The sequence below is a fragment of the Mesorhizobium sp. M2A.F.Ca.ET.046.03.2.1 genome (assembly GCF_003952425.1).
In the GTDB taxonomy this organism is placed as follows: domain Bacteria; phylum Pseudomonadota; class Alphaproteobacteria; order Rhizobiales; family Rhizobiaceae; genus Mesorhizobium.
In genome coordinates, this window is the sequence record NZ_CP034449.1 from 3,238,118 (window position 1) to 3,262,320 (window position 24,203).

General features: G+C 65.1%; 29 protein-coding genes. 24 read left to right on the forward strand and 5 right to left on the reverse strand.

Annotated elements, in window-relative coordinates; translation table 11 throughout:
- The first annotated feature begins 46 nt into the window (after positions 1-46).
- Together rimM and trmD are read left to right on the forward strand one after the other, a co-directional pair.
- Positions 47-646, forward strand: coding sequence for a ribosome maturation factor RimM (gene rimM / locus EJ072_RS15545; RefSeq protein WP_126080464.1), 600 nt, complete (start codon positions 47-49; stop codon positions 644-646).
- Positions 643-1,338: a tRNA (guanosine(37)-N1)-methyltransferase TrmD gene (gene trmD, locus EJ072_RS15550; protein ID WP_126080465.1), complete on the forward strand. Its 696-nt coding sequence runs from the start codon at positions 643-645 to the stop codon at positions 1,336-1,338. Before rimM ends, trmD begins: the two co-directional genes overlap by 4 nt.
- A gap of 361 nt (positions 1,339-1,699) precedes the next feature.
- Here the strand turns inward: trmD and EJ072_RS15555 are convergent, their stop codons facing one another.
- Positions 1,700-2,452, reverse strand: coding sequence for a sulfite exporter TauE/SafE family protein (locus EJ072_RS15555; protein ID WP_126080466.1), 753 nt, complete (start codon positions 2,450-2,452; stop codon positions 1,700-1,702).
- Positions 2,453-2,819: 367 nt separating this feature from the next.
- Between EJ072_RS15555 and rplS the strand changes: the two genes are divergently transcribed.
- The 8 genes from rplS (at position 2,820) to leuC (ending at position 9,385) form a co-directional block, all read left to right on the forward strand.
- Positions 2,820-3,341 carry a 50S ribosomal protein L19 gene (rplS, locus tag EJ072_RS15560; RefSeq protein WP_042645484.1) on the forward strand — a complete coding sequence of 174 codons (522 nt, stop codon included), beginning with the start codon at positions 2,820-2,822 and terminating at the stop codon, positions 3,339-3,341.
- A gap of 421 nt (positions 3,342-3,762) precedes the next feature.
- Entirely contained in the window at positions 3,763-4,182 is a 420-nt protein-coding gene (locus EJ072_RS15565) for an organic hydroperoxide resistance protein (RefSeq protein WP_126080467.1), read from the forward strand.
- On the forward strand, positions 4,179-4,679 hold the full coding sequence (locus tag EJ072_RS15570; RefSeq protein ID WP_126080468.1) for a MarR family winged helix-turn-helix transcriptional regulator: 501 nt from the start codon (positions 4,179-4,181) through the stop codon (positions 4,677-4,679). The genes EJ072_RS15565 and EJ072_RS15570 overlap by 4 nt, the downstream gene beginning before the upstream one ends.
- A 168-nt stretch (positions 4,680-4,847) precedes the next feature.
- Complete coding sequence (locus EJ072_RS15575) at positions 4,848-5,645, forward strand: transporter substrate-binding domain-containing protein (protein WP_126080469.1); 798 nt, start codon at positions 4,848-4,850, stop codon at positions 5,643-5,645.
- Between the two features lie 338 nt (positions 5,646-5,983).
- A complete protein-coding gene (locus EJ072_RS15585) occupies positions 5,984-6,796 on the forward strand; it encodes an amino acid ABC transporter permease (protein WP_126080470.1) in 813 nt (270 codons plus the stop codon).
- A 58-nt stretch (positions 6,797-6,854) separates the two neighbouring features.
- Complete coding sequence (locus EJ072_RS15590; protein WP_126080471.1) at positions 6,855-7,505, forward strand: methyltransferase domain-containing protein; 651 nt, start codon at positions 6,855-6,857, stop codon at positions 7,503-7,505.
- Between the two features lie 244 nt (positions 7,506-7,749).
- Positions 7,750-7,902: a hypothetical protein gene (locus tag EJ072_RS15595; protein WP_189341599.1), complete on the forward strand. Its 153-nt coding sequence runs from the start codon at positions 7,750-7,752 to the stop codon at positions 7,900-7,902.
- Between the two features lie 73 nt (positions 7,903-7,975).
- Positions 7,976-9,385 (forward strand): 3-isopropylmalate dehydratase large subunit, encoded by a 1,410-nt coding sequence (leuC, locus tag EJ072_RS15600; RefSeq protein WP_126063674.1) that lies wholly within the window; start codon positions 7,976-7,978, stop codon positions 9,383-9,385.
- Positions 9,386-9,446: 61 nt separating this feature from the next.
- Here the strand turns inward: leuC and EJ072_RS15605 are convergent, their stop codons facing one another.
- The gene (locus EJ072_RS15605; RefSeq protein WP_126080472.1) at positions 9,447-9,752 is read right to left on the reverse strand and encodes a hypothetical protein; all 306 of its coding nucleotides are present in this window, start codon (positions 9,750-9,752) and stop codon (positions 9,447-9,449) included.
- A gap of 165 nt (positions 9,753-9,917) precedes the next feature.
- Here EJ072_RS15605 and EJ072_RS15610 point away from each other — a divergent pair, with 165 nt between their 5' ends.
- Together EJ072_RS15610 and EJ072_RS15615 are read left to right on the forward strand one after the other, a co-directional pair.
- Positions 9,918-11,114, forward strand: coding sequence for a GGDEF domain-containing protein (locus EJ072_RS15610; protein WP_126080473.1), 1,197 nt, complete (start codon positions 9,918-9,920; stop codon positions 11,112-11,114).
- Positions 11,115-11,497: 383 nt separating this feature from the next.
- Entirely contained in the window at positions 11,498-12,700 is a 1,203-nt protein-coding gene (locus EJ072_RS15615) for a GGDEF domain-containing protein (protein WP_126080474.1), read from the forward strand.
- Here EJ072_RS15615 and EJ072_RS15620 read toward each other — a convergent pair.
- Complete coding sequence (locus EJ072_RS15620; RefSeq protein ID WP_126080475.1) at positions 12,684-13,031, reverse strand: hypothetical protein; 348 nt, start codon at positions 13,029-13,031, stop codon at positions 12,684-12,686. The genes EJ072_RS15615 and EJ072_RS15620 overlap by 17 nt on opposite strands.
- A gap of 318 nt (positions 13,032-13,349) precedes the next feature.
- On the opposite strand from EJ072_RS15620, the gene EJ072_RS15625 reads away from it, so the two are divergent.
- From EJ072_RS15625 to EJ072_RS15660, 7 genes are all read left to right on the forward strand, one after another.
- Positions 13,350-13,868 (forward strand): hypothetical protein, encoded by a 519-nt coding sequence (locus tag EJ072_RS15625; RefSeq protein WP_245467320.1) that lies wholly within the window; start codon positions 13,350-13,352, stop codon positions 13,866-13,868.
- Between the two features lie 228 nt (positions 13,869-14,096).
- Complete coding sequence (gene sdhC, locus EJ072_RS15630) at positions 14,097-14,519, forward strand: succinate dehydrogenase, cytochrome b556 subunit (protein ID WP_126080476.1); 423 nt, start codon at positions 14,097-14,099, stop codon at positions 14,517-14,519.
- Positions 14,519-14,914 carry a succinate dehydrogenase, hydrophobic membrane anchor protein gene (sdhD, locus tag EJ072_RS15635; RefSeq protein ID WP_126080477.1) on the forward strand — a complete coding sequence of 132 codons (396 nt, stop codon included), beginning with the start codon at positions 14,519-14,521 and terminating at the stop codon, positions 14,912-14,914. The genes sdhC and sdhD overlap by 1 nt, the downstream gene beginning before the upstream one ends.
- Before the next feature lie 4 nt (positions 14,915-14,918).
- Positions 14,919-16,754 carry a succinate dehydrogenase flavoprotein subunit gene (sdhA, locus tag EJ072_RS15640; protein ID WP_126080478.1) on the forward strand — a complete coding sequence of 612 codons (1,836 nt, stop codon included), beginning with the start codon at positions 14,919-14,921 and terminating at the stop codon, positions 16,752-16,754.
- Between the two features lie 2 nt (positions 16,755-16,756).
- The gene (locus EJ072_RS15645; RefSeq protein ID WP_126080479.1) at positions 16,757-17,191 is read left to right on the forward strand and encodes a DUF3052 family protein; all 435 of its coding nucleotides are present in this window, start codon (positions 16,757-16,759) and stop codon (positions 17,189-17,191) included.
- Positions 17,191-17,970: a succinate dehydrogenase iron-sulfur subunit gene (locus EJ072_RS15650; RefSeq protein WP_126080480.1), complete on the forward strand. Its 780-nt coding sequence runs from the start codon at positions 17,191-17,193 to the stop codon at positions 17,968-17,970. The genes EJ072_RS15645 and EJ072_RS15650 overlap by 1 nt, the downstream gene beginning before the upstream one ends.
- Positions 17,971-18,208: 238 nt before the next feature.
- Complete coding sequence (locus EJ072_RS15660) at positions 18,209-18,835, forward strand: DUF480 domain-containing protein (RefSeq protein ID WP_126080481.1); 627 nt, start codon at positions 18,209-18,211, stop codon at positions 18,833-18,835.
- Between the two features lie 209 nt (positions 18,836-19,044).
- Here EJ072_RS15660 and EJ072_RS15670 read toward each other — a convergent pair whose 3' ends face one another.
- Positions 19,045-19,470 carry an OsmC family protein gene (locus EJ072_RS15670; protein WP_042645515.1) on the reverse strand — a complete coding sequence of 142 codons (426 nt, stop codon included), beginning with the start codon at positions 19,468-19,470 and terminating at the stop codon, positions 19,045-19,047.
- Between the two features lie 250 nt (positions 19,471-19,720).
- Between EJ072_RS15670 and EJ072_RS15675 the strand changes: the two genes are divergently transcribed.
- The 3 genes from EJ072_RS15675 (at position 19,721) to EJ072_RS15685 (ending at position 20,970) form a co-directional block, all read left to right on the forward strand.
- Positions 19,721-19,945: a hypothetical protein gene (locus tag EJ072_RS15675; RefSeq protein ID WP_126080482.1), complete on the forward strand. Its 225-nt coding sequence runs from the start codon at positions 19,721-19,723 to the stop codon at positions 19,943-19,945.
- Positions 19,942-20,298 carry a YciI family protein gene (locus EJ072_RS15680; RefSeq protein WP_126080483.1) on the forward strand — a complete coding sequence of 119 codons (357 nt, stop codon included), beginning with the start codon at positions 19,942-19,944 and terminating at the stop codon, positions 20,296-20,298. Before EJ072_RS15675 ends, EJ072_RS15680 begins: the two co-directional genes overlap by 4 nt.
- Positions 20,299-20,439: 141 nt before the next feature.
- Complete coding sequence (locus EJ072_RS15685) at positions 20,440-20,970, forward strand: hypothetical protein (RefSeq protein ID WP_126080484.1); 531 nt, start codon at positions 20,440-20,442, stop codon at positions 20,968-20,970.
- A gap of 395 nt (positions 20,971-21,365) precedes the next feature.
- On the opposite strand, the gene EJ072_RS15690 is transcribed toward EJ072_RS15685, so the two are convergent.
- Positions 21,366-22,643, reverse strand: coding sequence for a ubiquinone biosynthesis hydroxylase (locus EJ072_RS15690; RefSeq protein ID WP_126083648.1), 1,278 nt, complete (start codon positions 22,641-22,643; stop codon positions 21,366-21,368).
- Between the two features lie 104 nt (positions 22,644-22,747).
- Between EJ072_RS15690 and tesB the strand changes: the two genes are divergently transcribed.
- Positions 22,748-23,611 carry an acyl-CoA thioesterase II gene (tesB, locus tag EJ072_RS15695; RefSeq protein ID WP_126080485.1) on the forward strand — a complete coding sequence of 288 codons (864 nt, stop codon included), beginning with the start codon at positions 22,748-22,750 and terminating at the stop codon, positions 23,609-23,611.
- Positions 23,612-23,860: 249 nt separating this feature from the next.
- On the forward strand, positions 23,861-24,199 hold the full coding sequence (locus tag EJ072_RS15700) for a P-II family nitrogen regulator (protein ID WP_027169082.1): 339 nt from the start codon (positions 23,861-23,863) through the stop codon (positions 24,197-24,199).
- The last annotated feature ends 4 nt before the right edge of the window (positions 24,200-24,203 follow it).

Genomic DNA, 24,203 nt, shown 5'->3' on the forward strand with positions numbered 1-24,203 from the left:
AAATGATGGCGTCAGGGGGCTAGAGCAAGGCAAAGGAAGTGCCGCCATGTCGAAGCTCGAAAACCCCGTACAGATGGCCGTCATCGGTGCCGCGCACGGCATCAAGGGCGAACTCAGGGTGAAAACCTTCACCGGCGACCCGCTGGCGCTGGCCGATTACGGCCCGCTCTTCGCCAAGGACGGTCGTGCCTTCCAGATCACCGACATCAGGCCTGCCGGGACCGTAGTGGTGGTGCGCTTCAAGGGCGTCAACGACCGCAACGCCGCCGAGGCATTGGCCGGTATAGAGCTTTTCGTCGACCGTTCGGTGCTGCCCGACGACGGCGAGGAGGACGAGTTCTATCACGCCGATCTTGTCGGGCTCGATGTCAGGGACGATACCGGCGTCATCGGCAAGGTCGTCGCCGTGCATAATTTCGGCGGCGGCGACATCCTCGATGTCACCCTTGCCGGCCGCAAGGGCGTGCTGATCCCGTTCACGCAGGCCGCGGTGCCGCATGTCTCGATCGCCGACGGTTTCGTCGAGGTCGATCCGCTGGCCGCTGGCCTTGTCGAAGATGAGGACGACAGTGAAGCGCCTGGCCGGTCCGGCTTCGACCCGAAGGGCCGGCCGCGCGGACCGAAGGATGCCGGAGGCAACCGTTGAGCTTTGCCGCTTCGGTGCTCACGCTCTATCCGGAGATGTTTCCCGGCGCGCTCGGCCTGTCGCTCGCGGGACGGGCGCTGGAAGCCGGCACATGGTCGCTGGAGGCGGTCCAGATCCGCGATTTCGCCACCGACAGGCACCGCACGGTCGACGATACGCCGGCCGGCGGCGGCGCCGGCATGGTGATGCGCGCCGACGTGCTGGCGAAGGCGATCGACCACGCCTCGCCGCTGGGCGATGAGCGTCCAAGGCTGCTGATGAGCCCGCGCGGAATACCGCTGACCCAGGCACGCGTGCGCGAGCTTGCCGCCGGACCGGGCGCTGTGATCCTGTGCGGCCGCTTCGAAGGCGTCGACCAGCGCCTGATCGAAGCGCGGGGTTTGGAGGAGATTTCGATCGGCGATTTCATCCTGTCCGGCGGCGAGCCGGCCGCCCTGGTGCTGCTCGACGCCGTGGTGCGGCTGCTGCCCGGCGTCATGGGCAATGCCGTCTCGGGCGAGGAAGAGAGCTTGGAGAACGGCCTGCTCGAGCATCCGCACTATACGCGGCCGCAGGAGTTCGAGGGCCGGCCGATCCCGGACGTGCTGATTTCGGGCAACCACAGGAAGATCGCCGAATGGCGGCGCGCGGAGGCGGTGAAGCTAACGCGGGAGCGGCGGCCTGACCTCCTGGCGGACGATCCACCCCGCTAAAGCGGTTCACCGTTTCACGGAACCGGCGAACCATTTCCGTGGCGTCAGCACAAACACTGGAGATTGGCTGAAGCCTCCCAACTTCGTCATCCCCGGGCGGAGCAGCCGCGAAGCGGCGTCGCGGAGACCCGAGGATCCATTCCGTGACCTGAGCCGTGGAACGCGGCGGAGCAGAATTCTGCATCGTGAGCAGCGCTTCGACGTCACGGAATGGATCCTCGGGTCTGCGCGCGTCGCTTCGCTCCTTGCTCCGCCCGTGGATGACGATCGCAACGGGCGTTTCCAGCCGATCTCCAAGGCTTGCGCCGAAACCGGTACCCACTTTTCGCTTACGCGGTCCCGCGGTTCGGGATCATAGTTCTCAGCTTTTGGTAAAGTAATAGAAAGCCAGGAGCAGGCCGACCCCTACGACGAAGCCGCGCACCAGGCCTTGCGGCACGCGCTTGGCGATCCACACGCCGGCATAGCCGCCGAGCGCCACGCCCGGGATCATGACGATCGCCTGCGGCCAGGCGACGACGCCCCCGGAAACGAAGACCAGGATGGCGACAACCGCGATCACGATGGACAGCATGTTCTTCAGCGCGTTGAGCCGGTGGTAGTCGCCGGCTTGCGTCAGGCCGAGCGTGGCGAGCATCATCACCCCCATGCCGGCGCCGAAGAAGCCGCCATAGACCGCGGTCGCGAATTGCGCGATCGAACCGGCGAACGAGCCGACCGAGGCCTGATGCTCCGGGCCGGCCGCCGGCTTCAGCCACGGCCCGGCGGCGAACAGCGCGGTCGCGGCGATGAGCAGCCAGGGCACAAGGGCGCGGAAGGACGGGTTGGAGAGCGCGAGCAGGATCAGCGAGCCGGCCAGCGCGCCGAGCGCCGAGATCAGGCAAAGCAGCAGCGCGCCGCGCCAGAAGTAGCGGATATCGGTCCAATAGGCGAGCGTCGAGGTGATGTAGCCCGGCAGCTGCGTCACCGATGAGGTGGCGTTGGCGACGATCGGCGGCAGGCCCACCAGCGTCATGGCGCCGAAGGTGAGGAAAGTGCCGCCGCCGGCGACCGCATTGGCGGCGCCGGAGGCAAAGCCCGCGAGGAAGAGCAGGACGGCATCGGAGAACGTCATGGAGGGAAGGTCCGGGAATACACATTCCCGGCTTAGAAAGCTTGGCGTGCTCGCGCAACCCGGGACGAGGCAATAAGATGGTGCCAGCAGCGCAAAAAATATGCCTCAAAGTCCTTTTTTGATGCATATCGTCGTCCCAGAACCGCGCACACTTCTGGGCGACATGCATTTGGACGTGACAAAGCGCCGAAATAGCTGTATGTCGCCGCCCGAACCGGAAGAACGATCTTCTGGACCCGTCAACAAATGGCGGTGTAGCCGTCCCTGCCCGATGTTCCGACAAAGGGCATAGCCGAGCGGTCGTTGGAACTGCAAGGCGAGTTGAGGACGCTCTGACTGTCGGAAGAACAAGAAGTGGATATTTGAGATGGATCTCATCCGTCAGCTCGAGGCCGAACAGGCCGCCAAAATCGAAGCCAAGCGCAAGCTGCCCGAATTCCAGCCGGGCGACACCGTGCGCGTCCAGGTGCGCGTCACCGAAGGCAGCCGCACCCGCGTCCAGGCCTATGAGGGCGTCGTCATCGCCCGCTCCGGCTCGGGCTTCCAGGAGAATTTCACCGTCCGCAAGATTTCCTACGGCGAAGGCGTCGAGCGCGTTTTCCCGGTCTACTCGCCGATGGTCGAGGGCGTCGAGATCGTGCGCCGCGGCAAGGTGCGCCGCGCCAAGCTCTATTACCTGCGCGACCGTCGCGGCAAGTCGGCCCGCATTTCGGAAAACACCGGCGTGCGCGCCCGCAAGCTGAACGACGAAGAGCGTGATGCGCTGAACGCCGAGCGCGCCCGCATCGAGGCCGAGAAGGTCGCCGCCGCCCAGGCGCTGGCCGCCGAGACGGCCGCCAAGGAAGCCGCCGAGAAGAAGGCCGCCGCCGAGGCTGCTTCAGCCGAATAAGGCTTTGCGAAACAGGTTCTGGAAAGGCGGCTTCGGCCGCCTTTTTCGTTTGGCGGAAAGCCCAAACCTACCGGCTCCCCGATCAGTTCCTATATGCCTTGGTGGTGGGCTGAAAAGCGTGAGCTTCGTCATCCACGGGCGGAGCAAGGAGCGAAGCGACGCGGCGCAGACCCGAGGATCCATTCCGTGACATCGAGGCTCCGCAACGGTGCAGAATTCTGCCCCGCTGCACTCCGTGGCTGAGGTAACGGAATGGATCCTCGGGTCTTCGCTCCGTTTCGCGTCGCTCCGCCCGTGGATGACGAAGCTGAGGGCCTGCCACCGATTCATCCGAACATCGAAGACGGGCACACATCGTGGCCCTTGACACCTAACTATCTTGTACACTAAATAATCGTGTACAAATCAACGGAGATCAAAAATGTCTGCACTCTACACCGCCCAGGCTCACGTCAGCGGCGGCCGCAACGGTCACGGCGAAACCAGCGACGGCCTGCTCAAGGTCGACCTCGCGATGCCGAAGGAGCTCGGCGGCAAGGGCGGCGCCACCAATCCGGAGCAGCTTTTCGCCGTCGGCTATGCGGCCTGCTTCGAGAGCGCGGTGCGCTTCATCGCCCGCCAGCAGAAGCTGCCGCTCGAGGACGCTTCGATTACATCCACGGTCAGCCTTTATCCGAACGACCAGGGCGGCTTCCGCCTCGGCGTCGCGCTGGCTGCCGAGATCAAGGGGCTTGATCAGGCGGGCGCAGAGGCGCTTGTATCGGAAGCGCACAAGGTCTGCCCCTATTCCAACGCCATTCGGGGCAATATCGACGTGGCTCTCTCGGCAAAGGCTGCATGACGACGAAAACCGAAACCATCACCAAGCCAGCCCCGGCGCAGGACGGCGGGGTGATCGATGTGCCGCGCCTCGACCAGCAGCTCTGCTTTGCGCTTTATTCGGCGAGCGGGCTGATGACCAAGCTCTACCGGCCGCTGCTCGACCCGCTCGGCCTCACCTATCCGCAATATCTGGCGATGCTGGCGCTGTGGCAGCATTCGCCGAGCACGATCGGCGAGCTCGGCGCGGCGCTGGGGCTTGATTCGGCGACGCTGACGCCGCTGATCAAGCGCATGGAGGCAGGCGGGCTGGTGACGCGCCGGCGCGATGCCGCCGACGAACGGCGGGTGCTGGTCCAGCCGACCGCGAAGGGCGAGGCGCTGCGGGCCAAGATGAAGGACGTGCAGGAAGGGCTAAGCTGCGGCATGCCGTTGGAGCGGGCCGAGCTGAAGGCTCTGCACGGCACGCTGACACGGCTGGTCGCCGGGCTGCGTGAGGCCACCGCCGATCAGGACTGATCGCCGCAAAGGCCGTCCACAAAACCGTTTCCGAAGAGCATTGGATTTGCGTATAGCGCGCGACGTCGCAGCGGACCGGCTTGCATGGCGCTTGCGGCAAGCTAAAGTCGGCGCCGGATTTTCTCAGGCCGCGAAATTGCAGCGCGGTCGCACCTTCGGAGATTTGTCATGACCAAGTCGAAATTGCTGCTGGCCGCCATGGTGGCCTGCCTTCTCGCGCCTGTCGCCGCGCTCGCCGACAATCTGCCCGACCTCGGCGGCAAGAAGGTCGTGGTGGTGACGGAAAACGCCTATCCGCCGCTGCAGTTCATCGACAAGAAGACCGGCAAGCAGATCGGCTGGGAATATGACGCGATGGACGAGATCGCCAAGCGGCTGAACTTCAAGGTCGAGTACCAGAACACCTCCTGGGACGCGATGATCCAGGCGGTTTCGGACAACCAGTGCAACATCGGCATGACCGGCATCACGATCAAGGACGACCGCAAGGAGAAGGTCGACTTCTCCGACCCCTATATGCGCTCGGAGCAGTTCATGCTGGTGCGCGGCGATGAAAGCCGCTTCACCGACGCCAAGAGCTTCGGCGCCTTCAAGGACGGTTTGATCGGCGCCCAGCCCGGCACCACGCCCTTCTACACCGCCGTCTACAGCGTGCTCGACGGCAACGAGCAGAACCCGCGCATCAAGCTGTTCGAGACCTTCGGCGCGACCGTGCAGGCGCTGAAGGCGGGCGACGTCGATGTCGTCTTGACCGACGGCACTGCCGGCAAGGGCTATGTCGATGCTTCCGAAGGCAAGCTGAAGCTGATCGGCGGCCCGCTCGGCACCGAGGATTTCGGCTTCATCTTCCCCAAGGGCTCGGACCTTGTGAAGCCGGTCAACGCCGCCATCGCCTCGCTCAAGGCCGACGGCACGTTCGACAAGCTCAACAAGAAGTGGTTCCTCGATTACAAGATGGGGCAGTAGCTCGTTTTGCTGCGCGCGGTGAGTTTGCAGGAAATCGCGCTGACATTGCGCCCAGTCCCCCCTCTCTGCCCTGCCGGGCCCGGCCCTTCGCTGTCGCTCCGGGCGTTCGTCGTTCGAAAAGCCAAGCAATTGGCTTTTCGTCCGCTACGCGGACCTCTCCTCACCCCCCTCAAGGGGGGAGATTGGACGTCGCGCCGGCTTTCGCCAACTATCGACGTCGCAGAGTCTGCGGAGCGGCTCAAACTGCTAATCTCCCCCCTTGAGGGGGAGATGGCCGGCAGGGCAGAGAGGGGGGACTGGGCGCCATCCTCTCGAGACTTCCTTTCCGGCGCCTTCTGATGCCGCCCGCAGCCTTATCCTCCAAACCCGAATTCCCCTGGTGGCTGGCCGCCGCGGCCGTCCTCGCACTGGCCGCTGCCCTCGCCATCGCGTCCAGCGATCTCTATGCCGAGGTCTTCGCCACCGTTGCCAAGGGCATCGGCATCACCATCTTCGTCACCGCGGTCGCCTTCGCGCTTGCCTCCGCGCTCGGACTTGGTATCGCGCTGATGGCGCTGTCGGGATCGCAGTGGCTGCGGCAGATCGCGCGCTTCTATGTCGAGATCATCCGCGGCGTGCCGATCCTGGTGCTGTTGTTCTGGATCGCCTTCGCCGGCGCGCCGGCCTTCGTCGCCGCCTGGAATGCGCTGACCGCGCCGCTGCAGAGCGCCGGCCTGATGGGCGAACTCCTGGTGCGCGATATCTCGCTGCTCTGGCGCGCCATCATGGCGTTGACCATCGGCTACTCGGCCTTCATCTCGGAGGTGTTCCGCGCCGGCATCCAGTCGGTCGAGAAAGGCCAGATCGAAGCCGCCAAGGCACTCGGGCTCAGCCGCGCGCAACGTTTCAGGCTGATCGTGTTTCCGCAGGCGATCCGCATGATCCTGCCGCCGCTCGGCAACGATTTCGTCGCCATGGTCAAGGATTCTTCCTTGGTCTCCGTGCTCGGCGTGGCCGACATCACTCAGATCGGCAAGGTCTATGCCGCCGGCTCGTTCCGATTCTTCGAAACCTATTCGATCGTCGCCTATATCTACCTCATCCTGACCGTCGGCCTGTCATTGGCGCTGCGGGCATTGGAGCAGCGGCTGCGTCGGCAACACGGGGAATAGCCGGCAGCAAAAGTCCGCGCTACGATCCCTCCGCTCATCATTGCGGAGGAGACGCCCCATGAATTTCGACAAGGCCAATGCGGCGCTGGATTCCGTCTATTCGGCTGACTCGCCCGAGGGGCTCGCCAACGCCTATGCCGACTGGGCCGCGACCTATGACAGCGAGACCGCTTCGCTGGGTTACCTTCTGCCGTTCCTGATCACCGCCTGGGTGGCGCGGCATGTGCCGGCGGGCGAAGGTCCGCTGCTCGACGCCGGCTGCGGCACGGGACTGTCGGGGCCGTCGCTGAAGGCGCTGGGCTATGGCGACATCGCCGGCCTCGACCTCTCCGATGACATGCTGAAGATCGCCGGCAGCCGCCAGGCCGGTGGCAAGCCGGCCTATGGCGAGCTGAAGAAGGCGATGCTCGGCGGCCCGCTGCCCTGGCCGGATCGGCATTTCCGCGCCTTCTTCTCGACCGGCGTCTTCACCATCGGCCACGCGCCGGCTTCCGGCCTGCACGAGCTGGTGCGCATCACGAAGGCCGGCGGCCACGCCATCTTCACCGTGCGCGACCAGGTGTTCGAGAGCGGCGGATTCCAGGGCGTGTTCGACGAACTGACGGAGGCGCAGAAATGGCGCCCGGTGGAGCAGAGCCCGTGGTTCCGCTGCTATGCGATCGGTGATCCGGCAGCGCTGGTGAAGACCTTTGTGTTCGAGGTGATGTGAATAGGCTGGCGCCAGTTCCTCGCCCCCGCGAAGGCGGGGGAGAGGTGGCCCGGCGAAGCCGGGACGGAGAGGGGGGCGACCTCCGCGACACAAGAGCCGCTGCAAGACAAGGCGCAAGACCGAGGGGCTTCGAGGCGGTAGGAGGCTTTAAAAACTCCAGGCACCGCCGCACGCCCCTCTCCGTCCCGGCTTCGCCGGGCCACCTCTCCCCACTTCGTGGGGCGAGGAACAGGTTCCGCCGCAATTGCCGAAAAGCCAAAACATTGCTATCTACGCCGCCATGGAAAAGCTTTTCAGCGATCCGGCCTACAAGGGTTTCGTGCTGCAGGACAGGAAGCGCCTGCCGTCGCGTTTCTCCGCGCGCGTTTGCGGCGCGCTGACCAGCCGACTTAACTGACCCGACCGATCGCAGTCGTCGCGCCGGATTGCCGGCGTGCTTTTCCCATTCTCATATCGACGGATTTACGCACATGAGCGCACCGCGCACCCTCTACGACAAGATCTTCGACGACCATGTCGTCGACCGCCAGGACGACGGCACCTGCCTGCTCTATATCGACCGCCACCTCGTGCATGAGGTCACCAGCCCGCAGGCCTTCGAAGGCCTGCGCATGTCGAACCGGAAGGTCCGGCATCCGGAAAAGACGCTGGCCGTGGTCGACCACAACGTGTCGACTTCGCCGGAGCGCAAGTTCGGCATCAAGAACGAGGAAAGCCGCATCCAGGTCGAGGCGCTGGCCAAGAACGCCAAGGACTTCGGCATCGAATATTATTCCGAGAACGACGTCCGCCAGGGCATCGTCCACATCATCGGGCCCGAGCAGGGCTTCACCCTGCCCGGAATGACCATCGTGTGCGGCGACAGCCACACGTCGACGCATGGCGCCTTCGGCGCGCTCGCGCATGGCATCGGTACGTCGGAGGTCGAGCATGTGCTCGCCACCCAGACGCTGATCCAGCGCAAGGCCAAGAATATGCTCGTGCGCGTCGACGGCCAGCTGCCTGAAGGCGTCACCGCCAAGGACATCATCCTCGCCATCATCGGCGAGATCGGCACGGCCGGCGGCACCGGCTATGTCATCGAATATGCGGGCGAAGCGATCCGCTCGCTGTCGATGGAAGGCCGCATGACGATCTGCAACATGTCGATCGAGGCGGGCGCGCGCGCCGGCCTGATCGCGCCGGACGAGACGACCTTCGCCTATGTCAAGGACAAGCCGCGCGCGCCCAAGGGCGCGGCGTGGGATGCGGCGCTTGCCTACTGGAAGACGCTCAAGTCGGATGAAGGCGCGCATTTCGACAAGGTGATCGTGCTCGACGCGGCGAAGCTGCCGCCGATCGTCTCCTGGGGCTCCTCGCCGGAAGACGTCGTCTCGGTGCAGGGCATCGTGCCGAACCCCGAAGACATCACGGACGAGAACAAGCGTTCCTCCAAGCATCGGGCACTGGAATATATGGGCCTGACGCCAGGGACCAAGATCACCGACATCGCGCTCGACCGCGTCTTCATCGGTTCCTGCACCAATGGCCGCATCGAGGACCTTCGCGCCGCAGCCAAGGTGGTCGAGGGCAAGAAGGTCAATCCGCGCGTAAACGCCATGATCGTGCCGGGCTCCGGCCTGGTCAAGGAACAGGCCGAGGCCGAAGGCCTCGACAAGATCTTCGTTGCCGCCGGCTTCGACTGGCGCGAGCCGGGCTGCTCGATGTGCCTGGCCATGAACGACGACCGGCTGAAGCCGCATGAGCGCTGCGCCTCGACCTCGAACCGCAACTTCGAGGGCCGACAGGGCTTCAAGGGCCGCACCCATCTGGTGTCGCCGGCCATGGCGGCCGCCGCCGCGATCGCCGGCCATTTCGTCGACATTCGCGATTGGAAGTAACCACCGGCTACGACCCCAACAAAGGCCCGGGCAGGACGTCCGGGCCTTTGCTTTCAGCGATCTACCTGCGGACGATCTCGTGAAACTCCTCGCGCCGGCCGGGTTCGTCGGCGGCGACGACTAGGGCCAGCTGGCGCTCGTCGAAGATCTTGAACCATTCGTCCCATTCGACCAACTCGTAGCCGCCGGCATTGGGCGGGCGTTCCGGCCGGTCCTCGTCCTCATAGGCCTGCTGGTCAAAAACCAGGCGCAGCATGGCTTGCGTGCCAGGCTCCGGCGATACGTCGACAATGGCCGGAAAGCCGGCCCGCGCCGCCGCCCAGGAGCGGATTTCATCGTGATCGGTCAAAGTGATCGTGTCGGCCATCGCAATCGTCTCCTGTCTGGCGTCTCCAGTCTGGCCGGACAACGCCGCTCCGGCAAGCCCGGTTCCCCATGGTTTCGCGGCGTATTTATCGAGAGCGCTTAACCGCTTGTTTGGGCTTAAGTCCTAACATCTCCCCTTGGGTAAGTTGGGGAAAGTCGCAGTCCTTTGGACACCGGTCTGCTCATAGCGCTGCTCAATCCGACGATAGCGCTGGCGCTCGGCGCTGCGTTCCTCGTGCTGTGGTGCTATCAGCGCCATCGGCCCTACCTAGCGGTCCTGGCGGCAAGCTATGCTCTCGCCGCTGGCGGGTTCCTGTTCCAGCACTTCACCTTCCCGGTCGGGCTGGCGCCGTCCAAGTTCCTCTCCAATCTGTGCTTCTGCCTTGCCGGGTCCTGTCTGGTCGGCGCCATCGTCGCGCGCCACGGCCGGCCCGTGCCTTATGCCGGGATCGGCGTGCTGGCGGGAAGCGGCATGGCCGCATTCAGCTGGTTCCTATTCGTTCAGCCGGACCTGACATGGCGCATCCTCGTCGTCAATTTCGCCCTTGGCGGCATCAGCCTTCTGGCCGCCGCCGAACTGCGCGTGGTGCGCGGCAATGGTCCGACGGAAAAAATGCTGTTCGTGCTGGCGTTGCTTTCCGGGCTGAACTTCTTCGTGCGGACGCTGGCCATCATCATCGCGAATGGACCGTTCAAGAGCTATGACGAGCTCTATGCCTCGTCCTACTGGACGACGGCGCTGCTGCTGCACGCGCTGCTGTCGCTGCTGATCGCGCTTTGCCTGTTCACCGCGGCGGCGCTCGACGTGGTGCGGGCGCTGAAGGCGGAGACCCATACCGATCCGCTCTCCGGCATCCTCAACCGCCGCGGCTTCGAGGAGCGGGCGACCCAGCTGCTCGATCAGTGCGGCAAGGCCGGCCTTCCCGTCGCCCTGGTGCTGGCCGACCTCGATCATTTCAAGGCGCTGAACGATCGGCACGGGCACGAGGCCGGCGACCGGGTGATCGCCGACTTCGCCGCCAAGCTGCGTTCCGCCACCGGCGCGCGCGGAGCCGCCGGCCGCATCGGCGGCGAAGAATTCGCCGTGCTTCTGCCGCTCAGCGATCTGGGGGCGGCAAGGCTGTTCGCCGAGGCGATCCGTAGCTTCTATTCGGCCGGCACGATCGACGGCCTGCCGCCCGGCGCCAGGGTGACCGCCAGCTTCGGCGTCGCCGCCCGCTCTGGCGGGGAAGGGCTGATGCCCTTGATGCGGCGCGCCGACGAGGCGCTCTACAAGGCCAAGAAGAACGGCCGCGACAGCGTGCGGCTCTCTTACGAGAGGCCGGAAACGACATTCGTCGCAGAGCCGCTCGCGGTCGGGTGAGACGGGTGGACACCCGCGCCTTCGTCATCCACGGGCGGAGCGACGCGAAGCGGAGCGCAGACCCGAGGATCCATTCCGTGACCGCCGCCGAAGAATGCAGCGGGGCAGAATTCTGCATCGTGAGCGGCTCTCGAAAGCAACGGAATGGATCCTCGGGTCTGCGCGCGTCGCTTCGCTCCTTGCTTCGCCCGTGGATGACGATCGGAGGGATGGCTCGGCCAATCGCGGAACCAGGGATTGCCATTTACCTCTACGTCGCGTTCCAAATGCTCTGACGACCGGACGGGTTTTTAGCTAATCGCAAAGGTCCGCGCTCCTTCCGCCATACCACGCGTTAACGTGATTTTCGCCGCTCGATGATAGCCCTCGGTCAAGGAGCAGACATGGGCAGCGCCGACTTCATATTGATGATCAACCTCGCCGTCGCCGGGCTGCTGGCGGCGGCGTTCATGGCGATTGCCGTGTATGGCACCGGGCGCGCGTCGGCGCGTTGGCTTGCCTTCAGCTACCTGCTCGGCATGGCTTATTTCGGCATCGAATTCAGCATCCCCTCCTTCTCGGACGCCCGGTCGCCGGTCGTTGCCGCCTTTGCCGTGTTCCTCGGCGCGACCATCGCTTTCAATGGCGGGTTGGCCCATAAATACGGCGTGCGGCCGCCATGGGCGCCGATGCTGTGCTTCCTGGTCGTCGCGTCGGCCGCCGTCTATCTGGTGCAGGACCTGCCGCGCCAGTCGCTGGCGCGGATGATGGCCTACCAGCTTCCTTATGCCGCCATGCAGTTCGCGGCGCTCGGCATCGTGCTGTCCTCCCGGCAGAGGCTTGCATGGCTGGACCATGTGCTCGCGCTGGTGCTTGGCGCCAGCGCCGTGCAATTCGCCTCCAAGCCATTCATCGCCGGCGCGCTGGGTGGCTGGGGCGCCAATCCGCAGGCCTATGTGCAGACGGCTTACGCGCTGGTGTCGCAATCGCTCGGCACCGTGTTCGGGCTGGCGCTGGCGCTGCTTGCGCTCGCCGTGCTGGTGCGCGACGCGCTCAGCGAGGCGACCTCGAAATCGGAAACCGACGCTTTGTCGCGGCTGTTCAACCGCGGCGGCTTCGAGCGCCACGCGGTCTTTGCGATGCGCGACGCCGTCCGCCGCGGCGTGCCGGTGGCGCTGGTGATCGCCGATCTCGACTATTTCAAGAGCATCAACGACAGTTATGGCCATGCCTGCGGCGACCGCGTCATCGAGACATTCGCCGGCTTCCTGCGCGAGGCCGCGGCCGAGCACCATGTCGCCGGCCGTATCGGCGGCGAGGAGTTCGCCATCATCCTGCCGGGCACCAATCTTGCGGCGGCGCGGCTGTTTGCCGAAGGCGCGCGCAACGCATTCGGAGCCTTGCCGATCGAGGGCCTCCCCGCCGACCATCGCTGCAGCGCAAGCTTCGGCGTGGCGGAGCTGGCCGCCGACGAAGGGTTTGCCGATCTTCTGCGGCGCGCCGACGCCGCGCTCTACGACGCCAAGAATGCCGGCCGCGACTGCGTGCGCGTGTCAGGCGCGCTCAGGCGACGCCAAACGCCGACGATCTTCAACGGCAAGGGCTGAGGTTGGGCATCTCGCCGTCGGAAAGCCCGTACATATAAGATCGGCCCTTGACCAGCACCGGCGGCTGGTAGCAGCCGGGCTCGTCCGCGTCGTCATAGACGACATCGGGCTGACCGGCGCTGGTGAATTCGGAAAGCTTCGCGGCAAGCTTGCCCTTGCCGACGATGATGCGCTTGTAGCCGGCGGCGCTGTCGATGACGAGATTGCCGAAGGAATCGGCATAGACGCGGTCGCGATGGCGCAAGCCGGCTTCGGCCGGCGCGGCGATCGCCAAGACCAATCCCGCCAGCACTGTTGCGGCAAGGCTAGCCCGCACTGAATTCGAACGCATGTCGCTCTCCCTTGATGGCGCGACGGATCGCGCCTGGATTCCGGTCCGAATCGGAAATTAACCCTTTCTTAACCTTTGTTAAGAGGCAGGGGGCTTTCGGCACCGGTTCTTAAGGAGCATGGTTAATTTCGAGGGCCGGTTTCTTGCCCGCCGTCGGGCGGGCATGCAGCCGGCTCACTCTGGGTGAACTTGATCTTGATGCCTCGCGTGGCTAGAGCGGTTCGCCGTTTAACGGAAACGACAAACCACTCTATCTCTTTGTTTTGACGCAATTCCGGACGGAAAACCGTTTCACACTTTTCCTGGAATTGCTGTAGCGTGCCGCGCACGAAAGGGCAGCGCATGAGCTTTGGCCACACGGTTCGGGTGTCGATCACCATCCCGCTGCTTCTCGCAGCCGCGGCCTGCGTGCCGCAGGACGGCGTGCCGAAGGCGGCCAATGCGGCGGCCCCGGTGGCCGCGCCTGCGCTGGCACAGCAGTCCGCCGCATCCGCGACGCCTCCAGCGCCGCCGGCATCTCAAATGCCGCAGGGAGCCACTGCGCCCAAAACGTCCGCACCCCAGGCAACCAAGATCATCACCGACCTCACCGTGCCGCGATCCGGCATCGGCACAGCCACCTACAGATGCGGCAATGGCGGCATGATCACCATCCAGAATCTCGGCTCGTCTTTGCGCGTGGCTCGCCCGGATGGCTCGACCGAGGAATTCGTGGCCTCGCCCGCCAACCAGAGCAGCCGCTACCAGGAGGCGGCGACGCATGACGCAATCGTGATCGACGGCCGCGAGGCGCTGGTGATGAAGAGGGGATCCACCCCGCAGACCTGTCGGAGATAGCGCTCTTTGCTGCACTGCAACGAGACCATGCGCCGGCTTCTAAACAGCCGCTAATCGATTGAAGCGCGCGACCACCGGTTTGTCAGACTAAATGATGTTTCCAAAACGATTTTCCGGCTTTGACGCGGTGCAAAAAGAGCATTAGAAACCGCCTGTCCGGAGCCATATATGAGGGCGGAAAACGCTGCTCCTCGGTAGCGGCATCCAGGACGCCGAACTGGGGCAGCCATGAGCAAATCACCAGCCACCCGCGCAGTTGCCAGACGTGAACGGCCGCTCTCGCCGCATCTGACGATCTACCGGCCGCCGATCACGATGACGATGTCGATCATCCATCGCATCACCGGCGGCGCGCTTTATTTCGGCACGCTGCTGGTGGCGGCGTGGCTGATCGCCGCCGCGAGCTCGCAGGCCGCCTTCGACTGGGTCGACTGGGCATTCGGCTCCTGGCTCGGCCGGCTGGTTCTGTTCGGTTATACCTGGGCGCTGATGCACCACATGCTGGGCGGGCTGCGCCACCTCATCTGGGATACCGGCGCCGGGCTCGAAAAACACACCGCCTCGAAGATCGCCTGGGCGACGCTCGCCGGCTCGATCGTGCTGACGCTCCTGATCTGGATAGCGGGCTATGCGGCAAGGGGGGCTTTTTGATGAACGCGCACAATTCGGACATGCGGACGCCGCTGGCGAGGGTCCGCGGCCTCGGCTCGGCCCGCGAAGGCACCGGGCATTTCTGGCGGCAGCGGCTGACCGCCATCGCCAACATTCCTTTGGTCCTGTTCTTCGTCGGCTTCCTGATCGCGATCAACGGCCACGGCTACGCGGAGGTGCGGGCCGCGCTCGCGAACCCGTTTGTGGTGGTCATGTTCGGCTTGGTGCTGATCTCGCCGCTTTATCACATGCGCATCGGCATGCAGGTGATCATCGAGGATTATGTCCATGGCGAAGGCATGAAGCTGGCGCTGATCGCGCTCAACACCTTCTTCTGCGTGGCAGTCGGCGTCGCTTCGCTGTTTGCCCTGCTCAAACTCGCATTCGGAGGCTGACGTCTTGGCCAACGCAAATACAGCCGGCACGGCTTCCGCCTACACTTTTGTCGATCACAAATTCGACGTGGTGATCGTCGGCGCCGGCGGCGCCGGCCTGCGCGCCACGCTCGGCATGGCCGAGCAGGGGCTGCGCACCGCCTGCATCACCAAGGTGTTCCCGACCCGCTCGCACACGGTCGCCGCGCAAGGCGGCATCGCCGCCTCGCTCGCCAATATGGGCCCCGACAACTGGCAGTGGCACCTCTTCGACACCGTCAAGGGCTCGGACTGGCTGGGCGATATCGATGCGCAGGAATATATGGTGCGCGAGGCGCCCGCGGCGGTCTACGAGCTCGAGCATTACGGCGTGCCGTTCTCGCGCACGGAAGAGGGCAAGATCTACCAGCGGCCGTTCGGCGGCATGATGATGAATTTCGGCGATGGCCCGCCGGTGCAGCGCACCTGCGCGGCGGCCGACCGCACCGGCCATGCCATGCTGCACACGCTCTACGGCCAGTCGCTGAAGAACAACGCGCAGTTCTTCATCGAATATTTCGCGCTCGACCTGATCACCGAGCCGGACGGCACCTGCACCGGCGTGGTGGCCTGGAATCTCGATGACGGCACCATCCACCGCTTCTCGGCCAAGATGGTGGTGCTGGCGACCGGCGGCTACGGCCGCGCCTATTTCTCCGCCACCTCGGCGCATACCTGCACCGGCGATGGCGGTGGCATGGCGGCTCGAGCCGGGCTCGCGCTGCAGGACATGGAGTTCGTGCAGTTCCATCCGACCGGCATCTACGGCGCCGGCTGCCTGATCACCGAAGGCGCGCGCGGCGAGGGCGGCTATCTGGTCAATTCCGAGGGCGAGCGCTTCATGGAGCGCTATGCGCCGTCCGCCAAGGACCTCGCCTCGCGCGATGTGGTCTCGCGCTGCATGACGATGGAGATCCGCGAAGGCCGCGGCGTCGGGCCGAAGAAGGATCACATCTTCCTGCATCTCGACCATCTCGACCCGGCGGTGCTGCATGAGCGGCTGCCGGGCATTTCGGAATCGGCGAAGATCTTCGCCGGCGTCGACCTGACCAAGGAGCCGATCCCGGTGCTGCCGACGGTGCACTATAATATGGGCGGCGTGCCGACCAATTATTGGGGCGAGGTGCTCGACCCGACGGCCGAGAATCCCGACCGCGTGCTGCCCGGTCTGATGGCGGTGGGCGAGGCAGCGTGCGCGTCTGTGCACGGCGCCAACCGGCTGGGCTCCAACTCGCTGATTGATCTTGTCGTCTTCGGCCGTGCCGCGGCCATTCGCGCCGGCGAGGTGATCGACCGCAATTCGCCCATCCCTGCGCCCAACGCGGCCTCGGTCGAGAAAATCATGGACCGCTTCGACAGGCTGCGTCATGCCAACGGCTCGACGCCGACGGCAAGCTTGCGGGAAAAGATGCAGCGGGCGATGCAGGAAGACGCGGCGGTTTTCCGCACGCAGGAATCGCTCGACAATGGCTGCAAGCGCGTTTCCGAGATCTGGAGCGAGCTCAAGGACATCAAGGTCACCGACCGCTCGATGATCTGGAATTCCGACCTCGTCGAGACGCTGGAGCTGGAAAACCTGATGACCAACGCCATCACCACGGTCTATGGCGCCGCGGCGCGCAAGGAGAGCCGCGGCGCGCATGCGCGGGAGGATTTCTCGGCCCGCGACGACGCCAACTGGCGCAAGCACACGCTGGCCCATGTCGGCGAGGACGGCACGGTGACGCTCACGTACCGGCCGGTGCATACCGAGACGCTGCTGGCGGAAAAGGACGGCGGCATCAACCCGGCCAAGATCGCGCCGAAGGCCAGGGTGTATTGACGATGGCATTGGCGGCCGCGGGATATTCCGGCACGCCCCTTCCGGCCAAGCTCGGCCTGAAGGACGGCATGGTCGCCGCCTTCATCGCGCTGCCGCCGGAGCTCGATGATTTGGCCGAGGCAGTAAAGTTTGCCGAGGTCGATCGGCTGCCAAGGTGGTCGGCGATCTCGGGCAACCGGAAATACGACGCCGTGCACGCCTTCACCGGGCAGCGGGCCGAGATCGAGGACGGCTTGCCCGGCATCGAGACGGCGATCAAGCGCGACGGCATGGTCTGGGTCTCTTGGCCGAAGAAGGCATCGAAAGTGCCGACCGACGTCACCGAGGACGTGATCCGGTCGGAGGCGCTGAAGCGCGACCTGGTCGACGTCAAGGTCGCCGCCGTCAACGAAATCTGGTCCGGGCTGAAGCTCGTCATCCGAAAGGACCGCAGGTAATGGTCGAACTCACGCTTCCCAAGAATTCCAAGGTCCAGCAGGGCAAGACCTGGCCGAAGCCGGAGGGCGCCACCAACCTGCGCGAATACCGCATCTACCGCTGGTCGCCGGACGATGGCGGAAACCCGCGCATGGACACCTATTTCGTCGACATGGACGATTGCGGGCCGATGGTGCTGGACGCGCTGCTGTGGATCAAGAACAAGATCGACCCGACGCTGACGCTGCGCCGCTCCTGCCGCGAAGGCATTTGCGGCTCCTGCGCCATGAATATCGACGGCTCCAACACGCTCGCCTGCACCAAGGGCGCCGACGACATTTCCGGCGCGGTGAAGATCTACCCGCTGCCGCATATGCCGGTGATCAAGGACCTGGTGCCCGACCTCACCAATTTCTACGCCCAGCACGCCTCGATCGAGCCGTGGCTGAAGACGGTCTCGCCGACGCCGGCCAAGGAATGGCTGCAGAGCCATGAGGATCGCGAGAAGCTCGACGGGCTCTACGAGTGCATCCTGTGCGCCTGCTGCTCGACGTCGTGCCCGAGCTACTGGTGGAACGGCGACCGCTATCTCGGTCCGGCGACGCTGCTGCAGGCCTATCGCTGGCTGATCGACAGCCGAGATGAGGCGACGGGCGAGCGGCTCGACAATCTCGAAGACCCGTTCCGGCTCTATCGCTGCCACACCATCATGAACTGCGCGCAGACCTGCCCGAAGGGCTTGAACCCTGCGAAAGCGATCGCGGAGATCAAGAAGATGATGGTGGAGCGAAGGGTTTAGGCTTCGCCTCTTCGTTCGCGACAATCTCGCAAGCAGCGATCCTTCGCGCCCCCCCTCTGTCCTACCGGACATCTCCCCCACGGGTGGGGAGATTGGCTGTCATCGCGGCTTTCGCCAATCGCCGTCGTCGAAGAGTGAGCGCTGTTGACGAAGCTGCTGATCTCCCCCCTTGTGGGGGAGATGTCCGGCATGACAGAGGGGGGCGCTGTCCCGCCAGCGCTAGAAAGGATTGCAGCCAATGACCGATCTCCCCGTCCTTTCCGCCGTCGAAGCGCGCGTGCTGGGCTCGCTGATCGAGAAGAAGGAGCTGACGCCGGACGTCTATCCGCTGACGCTCAACGGGGCGCACGCCGCCGCCAACCAGAAGACGGCGCGCGAGCCTGTCATGGCGCTGGAGCTGACCGAGATCCGGCGGGCGCTGAGCACGCTCGAGCAGAAAGGGCTGGTGCGCCAGGCCTTCGCCTCGCGGGTCGAGCGCTACGAGCATCTGATGGCGCAGCGCTTTTCGCTGACCACGCCGCAGATCGCGGTGATCGGGCTCTTGCTGCTGCGCGGCGCGCAGACGGCGCATGAGCTGCTGGCGCGCTCCGAGCGGATGGCGCATTTCGCCTCGATCGAGGAGCTGCGCGACAATCTCGACCTGATGATCGGGCGGAGGCCGCCACTGATCCAGCTGCTCGAACGCGCGCCCGGCCAGCGCGAGGAGCGCTACGTTCATTTGCTCAGCGGACCGGTGGATGCGGCGGCCGTCGCGGCGCCGTGGCAGCCGGCGGCGTCGGCGGACTCCGACCTCGAGGCGCGGGTCAAGGCGCTGGAGGAGGAGGTCGCGGCGCTTCGAGCGAAGATCGAGGCGCTGGGCGGGTAGCTTCAGAAGCGTTGGCGCGGAGCCCCCCTCTCTGTCCTGCCGGACATCTCCCCCTCAAGGGGGAGATCAGATGTCACGGCGGGTTTCGCCAATCTCCAACGCCGCAAGCTGAGCGCCAACGGCGAAGCTGCCAATCTCCCCCCTTGAGGGGGAGATGCCCGGCAGGGCAGAGAGGGGGGCGAAGGATCACCACCCCGCGCAAATCTGCCTCACCCCAACCTTGCGTCCAGCGACACCTTGATTGCCCCCAGCGCTTTCGACACCGGGCACTCCGCCTTGGCCTTCTCGGCCAGTTCCTTGAACTTCGCCGCGTCGATGCCGGGCACCTTGCCGACCAGGGTGATGGCGCTGCCGGTGATGCCGGTGCCGGGAACCAGCGTCACCACCGCCTTGGCGTCGAGCTCTGCGGCCGGCGTGCCGTTCTCGGCCAGGAAATGCGACAGCTGCATGGCGTAGCAGCCCGCATGCGCCGCCGCGATCAGCTCTTCCGGATTGGTGCCGGATTTGCCGCTCTCGTCCTGGAAGCGCGCCTTGAAGGAATAGGGCGTGCCCTTCAAGGTCCCGCTCTGCGTGTCGAGCGTGCCCTGGCCTTCCGTCAGATTGCCTTTCCAGACGGCGTTTGCGGTGCGATCCATGGAGTCCTCCTGGTCTGTCGGGGTTGCGCCGGCGGCCGCCGGCGTTCTCCTGGACTATAGCGCGGGCGCGGCGGAAGGCCATCCTCCGGCGCGTCGAGATTCGGGTGAGGCCGCCTCACCGGAATCGACGCGCTTTCCGCCCGTGTGGTGGGCAGACCGAAAAATCTCAAAAAAATGCGCGCAAGAATGTCGACTTGCCATCGGCCCGACCGTCCTGCGGGCGGCCACTCGCGGCCGATGGAGATTTGAGATGGACAATCTGTTTGTTGCGATCTGGGGGAAGCCGGAGCGAAATGCCCGGCGAGCGGAGGAGTTCTGGCTGGATCCGCCGGCGCCCGGTTTCGGTCGACTGCTTGCGGCCATCGCTATTGTCGGCGTGGCGGCGTGCCTGCTCGACCACGTGGCCACGGCAAACAAAACTGACACCGCCGCCTTTGCCTCTTACAACGTGGCCATCGAAGGGAGCTCGAAATGAAATATGTCCTGCTGGTCTATGGCGAGGAGAAGGACCTTTACGCGCTCACCCCGGAACGGGCGGCCAGGCTCGATGCCGACTCGCTTGCCTATGACAGGGACCTCGACAGGCAAGGCAGGTTGGTCATCGCACAGGCCCTGCAATCGGTGAAGACCTCGAAGTCGCTGAGGCGGCGCAAGGGCAAGGTACTGGTGACCGACGGGCCGTTCGCCGAGACCAAGGAGCAGCTGCTCGGCTTCGTCATGGTCGAGGCGGCCGACCTTGCCGAGGCGCTGAAGATCGCGGAGCGCATTCCGCTGGCCGAGCTCGGCACGGTCGAGGTCAGGGCGATCTACAACATACCGGGGTCATAGGCGCCGGTCAGGCCGGGCATGGCGCGTTGCGGCCGTCTCACGCGGGAAACATCTTCAGGGTTTCTTCACGGACGCAACCGTTGCGTGTTGAAGCAACGCCGCATCTCTCTTATCGTGGCCGCGATTTCGGGGGAATTCGGCATGCCTATTCTTATCGCGATACTTGGCCTGCTCGGAGCGGCCGCCATCTGGTGGTACCGGCTGAAATATATGAGCGACGCCGCGCGTGAGGTCGCCGACGTCGTCGGGCGCGTCCAGGGCAACCTGCGCCGCAAGAAGCTGCGCAACCAGGCCGCGCTCTCGCCGCTGACGGCGATCGACGATCCGGTGGTGGCGGCCGCGACGCTGATCACCGCGATCGTTGCCGAGCAAGGGCCGGTGCTGCCGAAGCGCGAGGCTGTCATCCGGGACGTCATCTCGCAGATCGCGGAAAGCCCGAAGAAGACCGACGAGGCGGTCGTCTACGCAAAATGGGCTGCAGCGCAGGTCGACGACACGACGATCGTCATCGACAAGCTGGCGCCGTTCCTGCGCGGCCGTCTCGACCCGCATGAGCGTGACGACCTGCTCAGCATGCTGAACCGTGTCGCGCAAGGCGGCGAGCAGAGCCTCAGGATACCCGACCAGCGGATGCTGAGGCTGCGGCAGAAGCTGGGTTTTGAGGTGAACTAGAATTCAGGTGAGGCCGGCCTGCAAATGCCGGCTCCCTGCGCTTCCGGTGCTCACGTACTTTCAAGTACGCTCCGCTCCGGTTCTCGGGATCCGCCATTTTCGACTCGGCCTGACCTGAATTTCACCGCGCGGCGACGACCGTATCGCCTGCCTTCGTGATGGAGCGAAACGCCTCTCGCGTCGTCATTCTATGGCGGAGCAAGGAGCGAAGCGACGCGCGCAGACCATAGAATCCATTCCGTGACATCGGAGCGCCGCATCGGTGCAAATTCTGCGTCGCTGCGTTCCTTGGCGGAGGGAACGGAATGGATCCTCGGGTCTGCGCTCCGCTTCGCGTCACTCCGCCCGTGGATGACGAAATGAGAGGCGCTGCCGCTATTCCTCCAGGAAAGGGTTCAGATCGCCTCGCCCTTGAGCAGCCTCGGCGTGTCGCCGGAGAGGCCCGAGGCCTGGCGGATGAAGAAATCCTTCAGCCTGGGCATGCGCTCGACCAGCCCGAGGCCGAGATCGCGGACGGCGCGCAGCGGGCCAATGTCGTTGGAAAACAAACGGTTCAAGACATCGGTGGTGACGCCCATCTGCAGCGTGTCGAAGCGGCGCCATTGCTGGTAGCGCTCGAGCACGTCGAGGGCGCCGATGTCCTGGCCGAGCCGGTCGGCCTCGACGATGACTTCGGCGAGCGCGGCGACATCCTTGAAGCCGAGATTGAGGCCCTGGCCGGCGATCGGGTGGATGCCGTGCGCGGCGTCGCCGGCGAGCGCGATGCGCGGCGCGACGAAGGCGCGGGCCAGCGTCAGGCCGAGCGGCCAGGCGCGCGGCTTGTCGACGACCCTTATTTCGCCGAGCTTCAGGCCGAAGCGCTGCTCCAGATCGTGCTCGAAGACGAACTCGTCGCCCTCGACCAGAGCCTTGGCGTCTTGCGTGCGCTCCACCCAGACGATCGACGAGCGATTGGTTCCGTCCTTGTCCGGCTTCAGCGGCAGTGTCGCGAAGGGGCCGGCTGGCAGGAAATGCTCCTCGGCGCGGCCGTTGTGCGGGCGCTCATGCGCCACCGTGCAGACGATGCCGGACTGGCCGTATTCCCATTTGACGGTCTTGATGCCGGCCAGGTCGCGCAGCCTGGAGTTGACGCCGTCGGCGGCAATCAGCAGCCGCGCCTTCATCGCCGCGCCGTCGGCCAGATGCACCGTGATGCCGGCGCCGTTGACGTCGAAGGCGCTGACCGCGACGCCTTCGATGATATCGATGCCGAGCTTTTCGGCGCGGCGGCGCAGCGCGCCGTTCAAGTCACGGTTGGCGACCATGTGGGCGAAAGGCTCGCCCGGCGCCACCTCGCCGTCGAAGGTCAGGAACACCGGGCGCACCGGGTCGGCGGCGCGCGAATCGGTGATGATCATTTCGGTGATTGCCTGCGCTTCCGGCGCGATTTCGTCCCAGACACCGAGCTGCTCCAGCATGCGGCTGGCGGCGGCGGCGATGGCCGAGGCGCGCCCGTCCCGTTGCCAGACGCCCGCAGGCGCGGCGTCGACGACGGCGATGGCGAGGCCCGGCCGCGCCTGCTTCAGCGACACGGCCGCGGTGAGGCCGACATAAGCCGCGCCGGCGATGAGCACGTCGAGCGGCGCTTCGCGGTTCGCATCGGCCTTTGCTCCATCCGGCTTGCGGTCGACCATGGCATCATCCTTTCGCGGCTTCGTCGCGCCGCCGCTTGCGGCCTTGACTGGCCGTACATCCTGTCCGAAACCGGCCATGGCGCATCCCTTGAAGGATTTCAGACATGACGGCGGCCATGGACGAGCTTCTCGACATTCTCGACCTCGAGCAGCTCGAACACAATCTGTATCGTGGTCGCAGCCCAAAGGTCGACTGGCAGCGCGTTTTCGGCGGCCAGACCATCGCCCAGGCGCTGGTCGCCGCGCAGCGCACCGTGGAACCGGAGCGCCATGTGCATTCGCTGCACGGCTATTTCATGCGGCCCGGCGACACCAAGCTGCCGATCGTCTACGACGTCGACCGCATCCGCGACGGCGGCTCCTTCACCACGCGCCGGGTCGTGGCGATCCAGCATGGCCAGGCGATCTTCTCGCTGGAGGCTTCGTTCCAGCAGGACGAGATTGGCCTTGAGCACCAGATGCCGATGCCGCGCGACGTGCCGGCGCCCGACACGCTGCTGTCCCAGCGCGAGCTGCTCGGCAAATTCGGCGAAGCGGTGCCGGAAGGCATCAGGCGCTACTGGGATCGCGACCGGCCTATCGAGATGAAGCCGGTGATGCTGAAGCACTATACGAGCCGCGAGAAGCTGGAGCCGCAGCAGAACATCTGGATCCGCACCACCGGCCCGGTGCCCGAAAACCGTGCGATACAGGCGGCCGTGCTCGCCTACCTCTCCGACATGACGCTGCTCGACACCTCGACCTTCGCGCATGGCCGCGCCATCTTCGACCGCGACATCCAGGCGGCCAGCCTCGACCATGCCATGTGGTTCCACCGCAGCCACTCGCTCGACGACTGGATCCTCTACAACCAGGACAGCCCGTCGACGCAAGGGTCGCGCGGCTTCACCCGCGGTTCGCTGTTCGCGCGGGACGGAACGCTCATCGCTTCGGTCGCCCAGGAAGGCCTGATCCGACTCAAGCGCTGAGCCGGCTTCTGATCGATGCCTGCCAAGCAGGCATTTTTGAAATCTTGCCTATTTTTTGATCACGACACCCGATGCGGCCGCGCACAAATGATGTGCGCAGGCCGCTCTGCCCCTTTGTTTACAACAGGTTAACGCCATGCTTCGGCAATTGGCACGGAGCTTGAATCCTGTCGGGCACTCTCCGGCTCTCCTCGGGATCGGTGTAGGTGTGCAAACGCGGGGGACCGCAACAGCAAAGGGTGAAACCTTATGAAAATCGTGATGGCAATCATCAAGCCGTTCAAGCTCGACGAGGTGCGCGAAGCGCTCACCGCCGTCGGCATCCAGGGCCTGACCGTCACCGAAGTTAAAGGCTACGGGCGTCAGAAGGGGCACACGGAAATCTATCGCGGCGCGGAGTACGCGGTCAGCTTCCTGCCCAAGATCAAGATCGAGGTCGCGGTCGGCGCCGACATGGTCGACAAGGCCGTCGAAGCCATCACTTCGGCCGCCAAGACCGGCCAGATCGGCGACGGCAAGATCTTCGTCTTCGGCATCGACCAGGCGGTGCGCATCCGTACCGGCGAAACAGACACCGACGCGCTCTGAGCGG

Coding starts and splice junctions, on each gene's coding strand:
- EJ072_RS15645 (WP_126080479.1), top strand. CDS start 16,757: ATGGCATTGGCGGCCGCGGGATATTCCGGCACGCCCCTTCCGGCCAAG.
- rplS (WP_042645484.1), top strand. CDS start 2,820: ATGGATCTCATCCGTCAGCTCGAGGCCGAACAGGCCGCCAAAATCGAA.
- EJ072_RS15675 (WP_126080482.1), top strand. CDS start 19,721: ATGGACAATCTGTTTGTTGCGATCTGGGGGAAGCCGGAGCGAAATGCC.
- EJ072_RS15590 (WP_126080471.1), top strand. CDS start 6,855: ATGAATTTCGACAAGGCCAATGCGGCGCTGGATTCCGTCTATTCGGCT.
- EJ072_RS15575 (WP_126080469.1), top strand. CDS start 4,848: ATGACCAAGTCGAAATTGCTGCTGGCCGCCATGGTGGCCTGCCTTCTC.
- sdhC (WP_126080476.1), top strand. CDS start 14,097: ATGAGCAAATCACCAGCCACCCGCGCAGTTGCCAGACGTGAACGGCCG.
- EJ072_RS15670 (WP_042645515.1), bottom strand. CDS start 19,470: ATGGATCGCACCGCAAACGCCGTCTGGAAAGGCAATCTGACGGAAGGC.
- rimM (WP_126080464.1), top strand. CDS start 47: ATGTCGAAGCTCGAAAACCCCGTACAGATGGCCGTCATCGGTGCCGCG.
- EJ072_RS15660 (WP_126080481.1), top strand. CDS start 18,209: ATGACCGATCTCCCCGTCCTTTCCGCCGTCGAAGCGCGCGTGCTGGGC.
- EJ072_RS15700 (WP_027169082.1), top strand. CDS start 23,861: ATGAAAATCGTGATGGCAATCATCAAGCCGTTCAAGCTCGACGAGGTG.
- EJ072_RS15690 (WP_126083648.1), bottom strand. CDS start 22,643: ATGGTCGACCGCAAGCCGGATGGAGCAAAGGCCGATGCGAACCGCGAA.
- leuC (WP_126063674.1), top strand. CDS start 7,976: ATGAGCGCACCGCGCACCCTCTACGACAAGATCTTCGACGACCATGTC.
- EJ072_RS15680 (WP_126080483.1), top strand. CDS start 19,942: ATGAAATATGTCCTGCTGGTCTATGGCGAGGAGAAGGACCTTTACGCG.
- sdhD (WP_126080477.1), top strand. CDS start 14,519: ATGAACGCGCACAATTCGGACATGCGGACGCCGCTGGCGAGGGTCCGC.
- EJ072_RS15685 (WP_126080484.1), top strand. CDS start 20,440: ATGCCTATTCTTATCGCGATACTTGGCCTGCTCGGAGCGGCCGCCATC.
- tesB (WP_126080485.1), top strand. CDS start 22,748: ATGACGGCGGCCATGGACGAGCTTCTCGACATTCTCGACCTCGAGCAG.
- EJ072_RS15650 (WP_126080480.1), top strand. CDS start 17,191: ATGGTCGAACTCACGCTTCCCAAGAATTCCAAGGTCCAGCAGGGCAAG.
- EJ072_RS15555 (WP_126080466.1), bottom strand. CDS start 2,452: ATGACGTTCTCCGATGCCGTCCTGCTCTTCCTCGCGGGCTTTGCCTCC.
- EJ072_RS15570 (WP_126080468.1), top strand. CDS start 4,179: ATGACGACGAAAACCGAAACCATCACCAAGCCAGCCCCGGCGCAGGAC.
- EJ072_RS15565 (WP_126080467.1), top strand. CDS start 3,763: ATGTCTGCACTCTACACCGCCCAGGCTCACGTCAGCGGCGGCCGCAAC.
- EJ072_RS15615 (WP_126080474.1), top strand. CDS start 11,498: ATGGGCAGCGCCGACTTCATATTGATGATCAACCTCGCCGTCGCCGGG.
- EJ072_RS15605 (WP_126080472.1), bottom strand. CDS start 9,752: ATGGCCGACACGATCACTTTGACCGATCACGATGAAATCCGCTCCTGG.
- EJ072_RS15620 (WP_126080475.1), bottom strand. CDS start 13,031: ATGCGTTCGAATTCAGTGCGGGCTAGCCTTGCCGCAACAGTGCTGGCG.
- EJ072_RS15585 (WP_126080470.1), top strand. CDS start 5,984: ATGCCGCCCGCAGCCTTATCCTCCAAACCCGAATTCCCCTGGTGGCTG.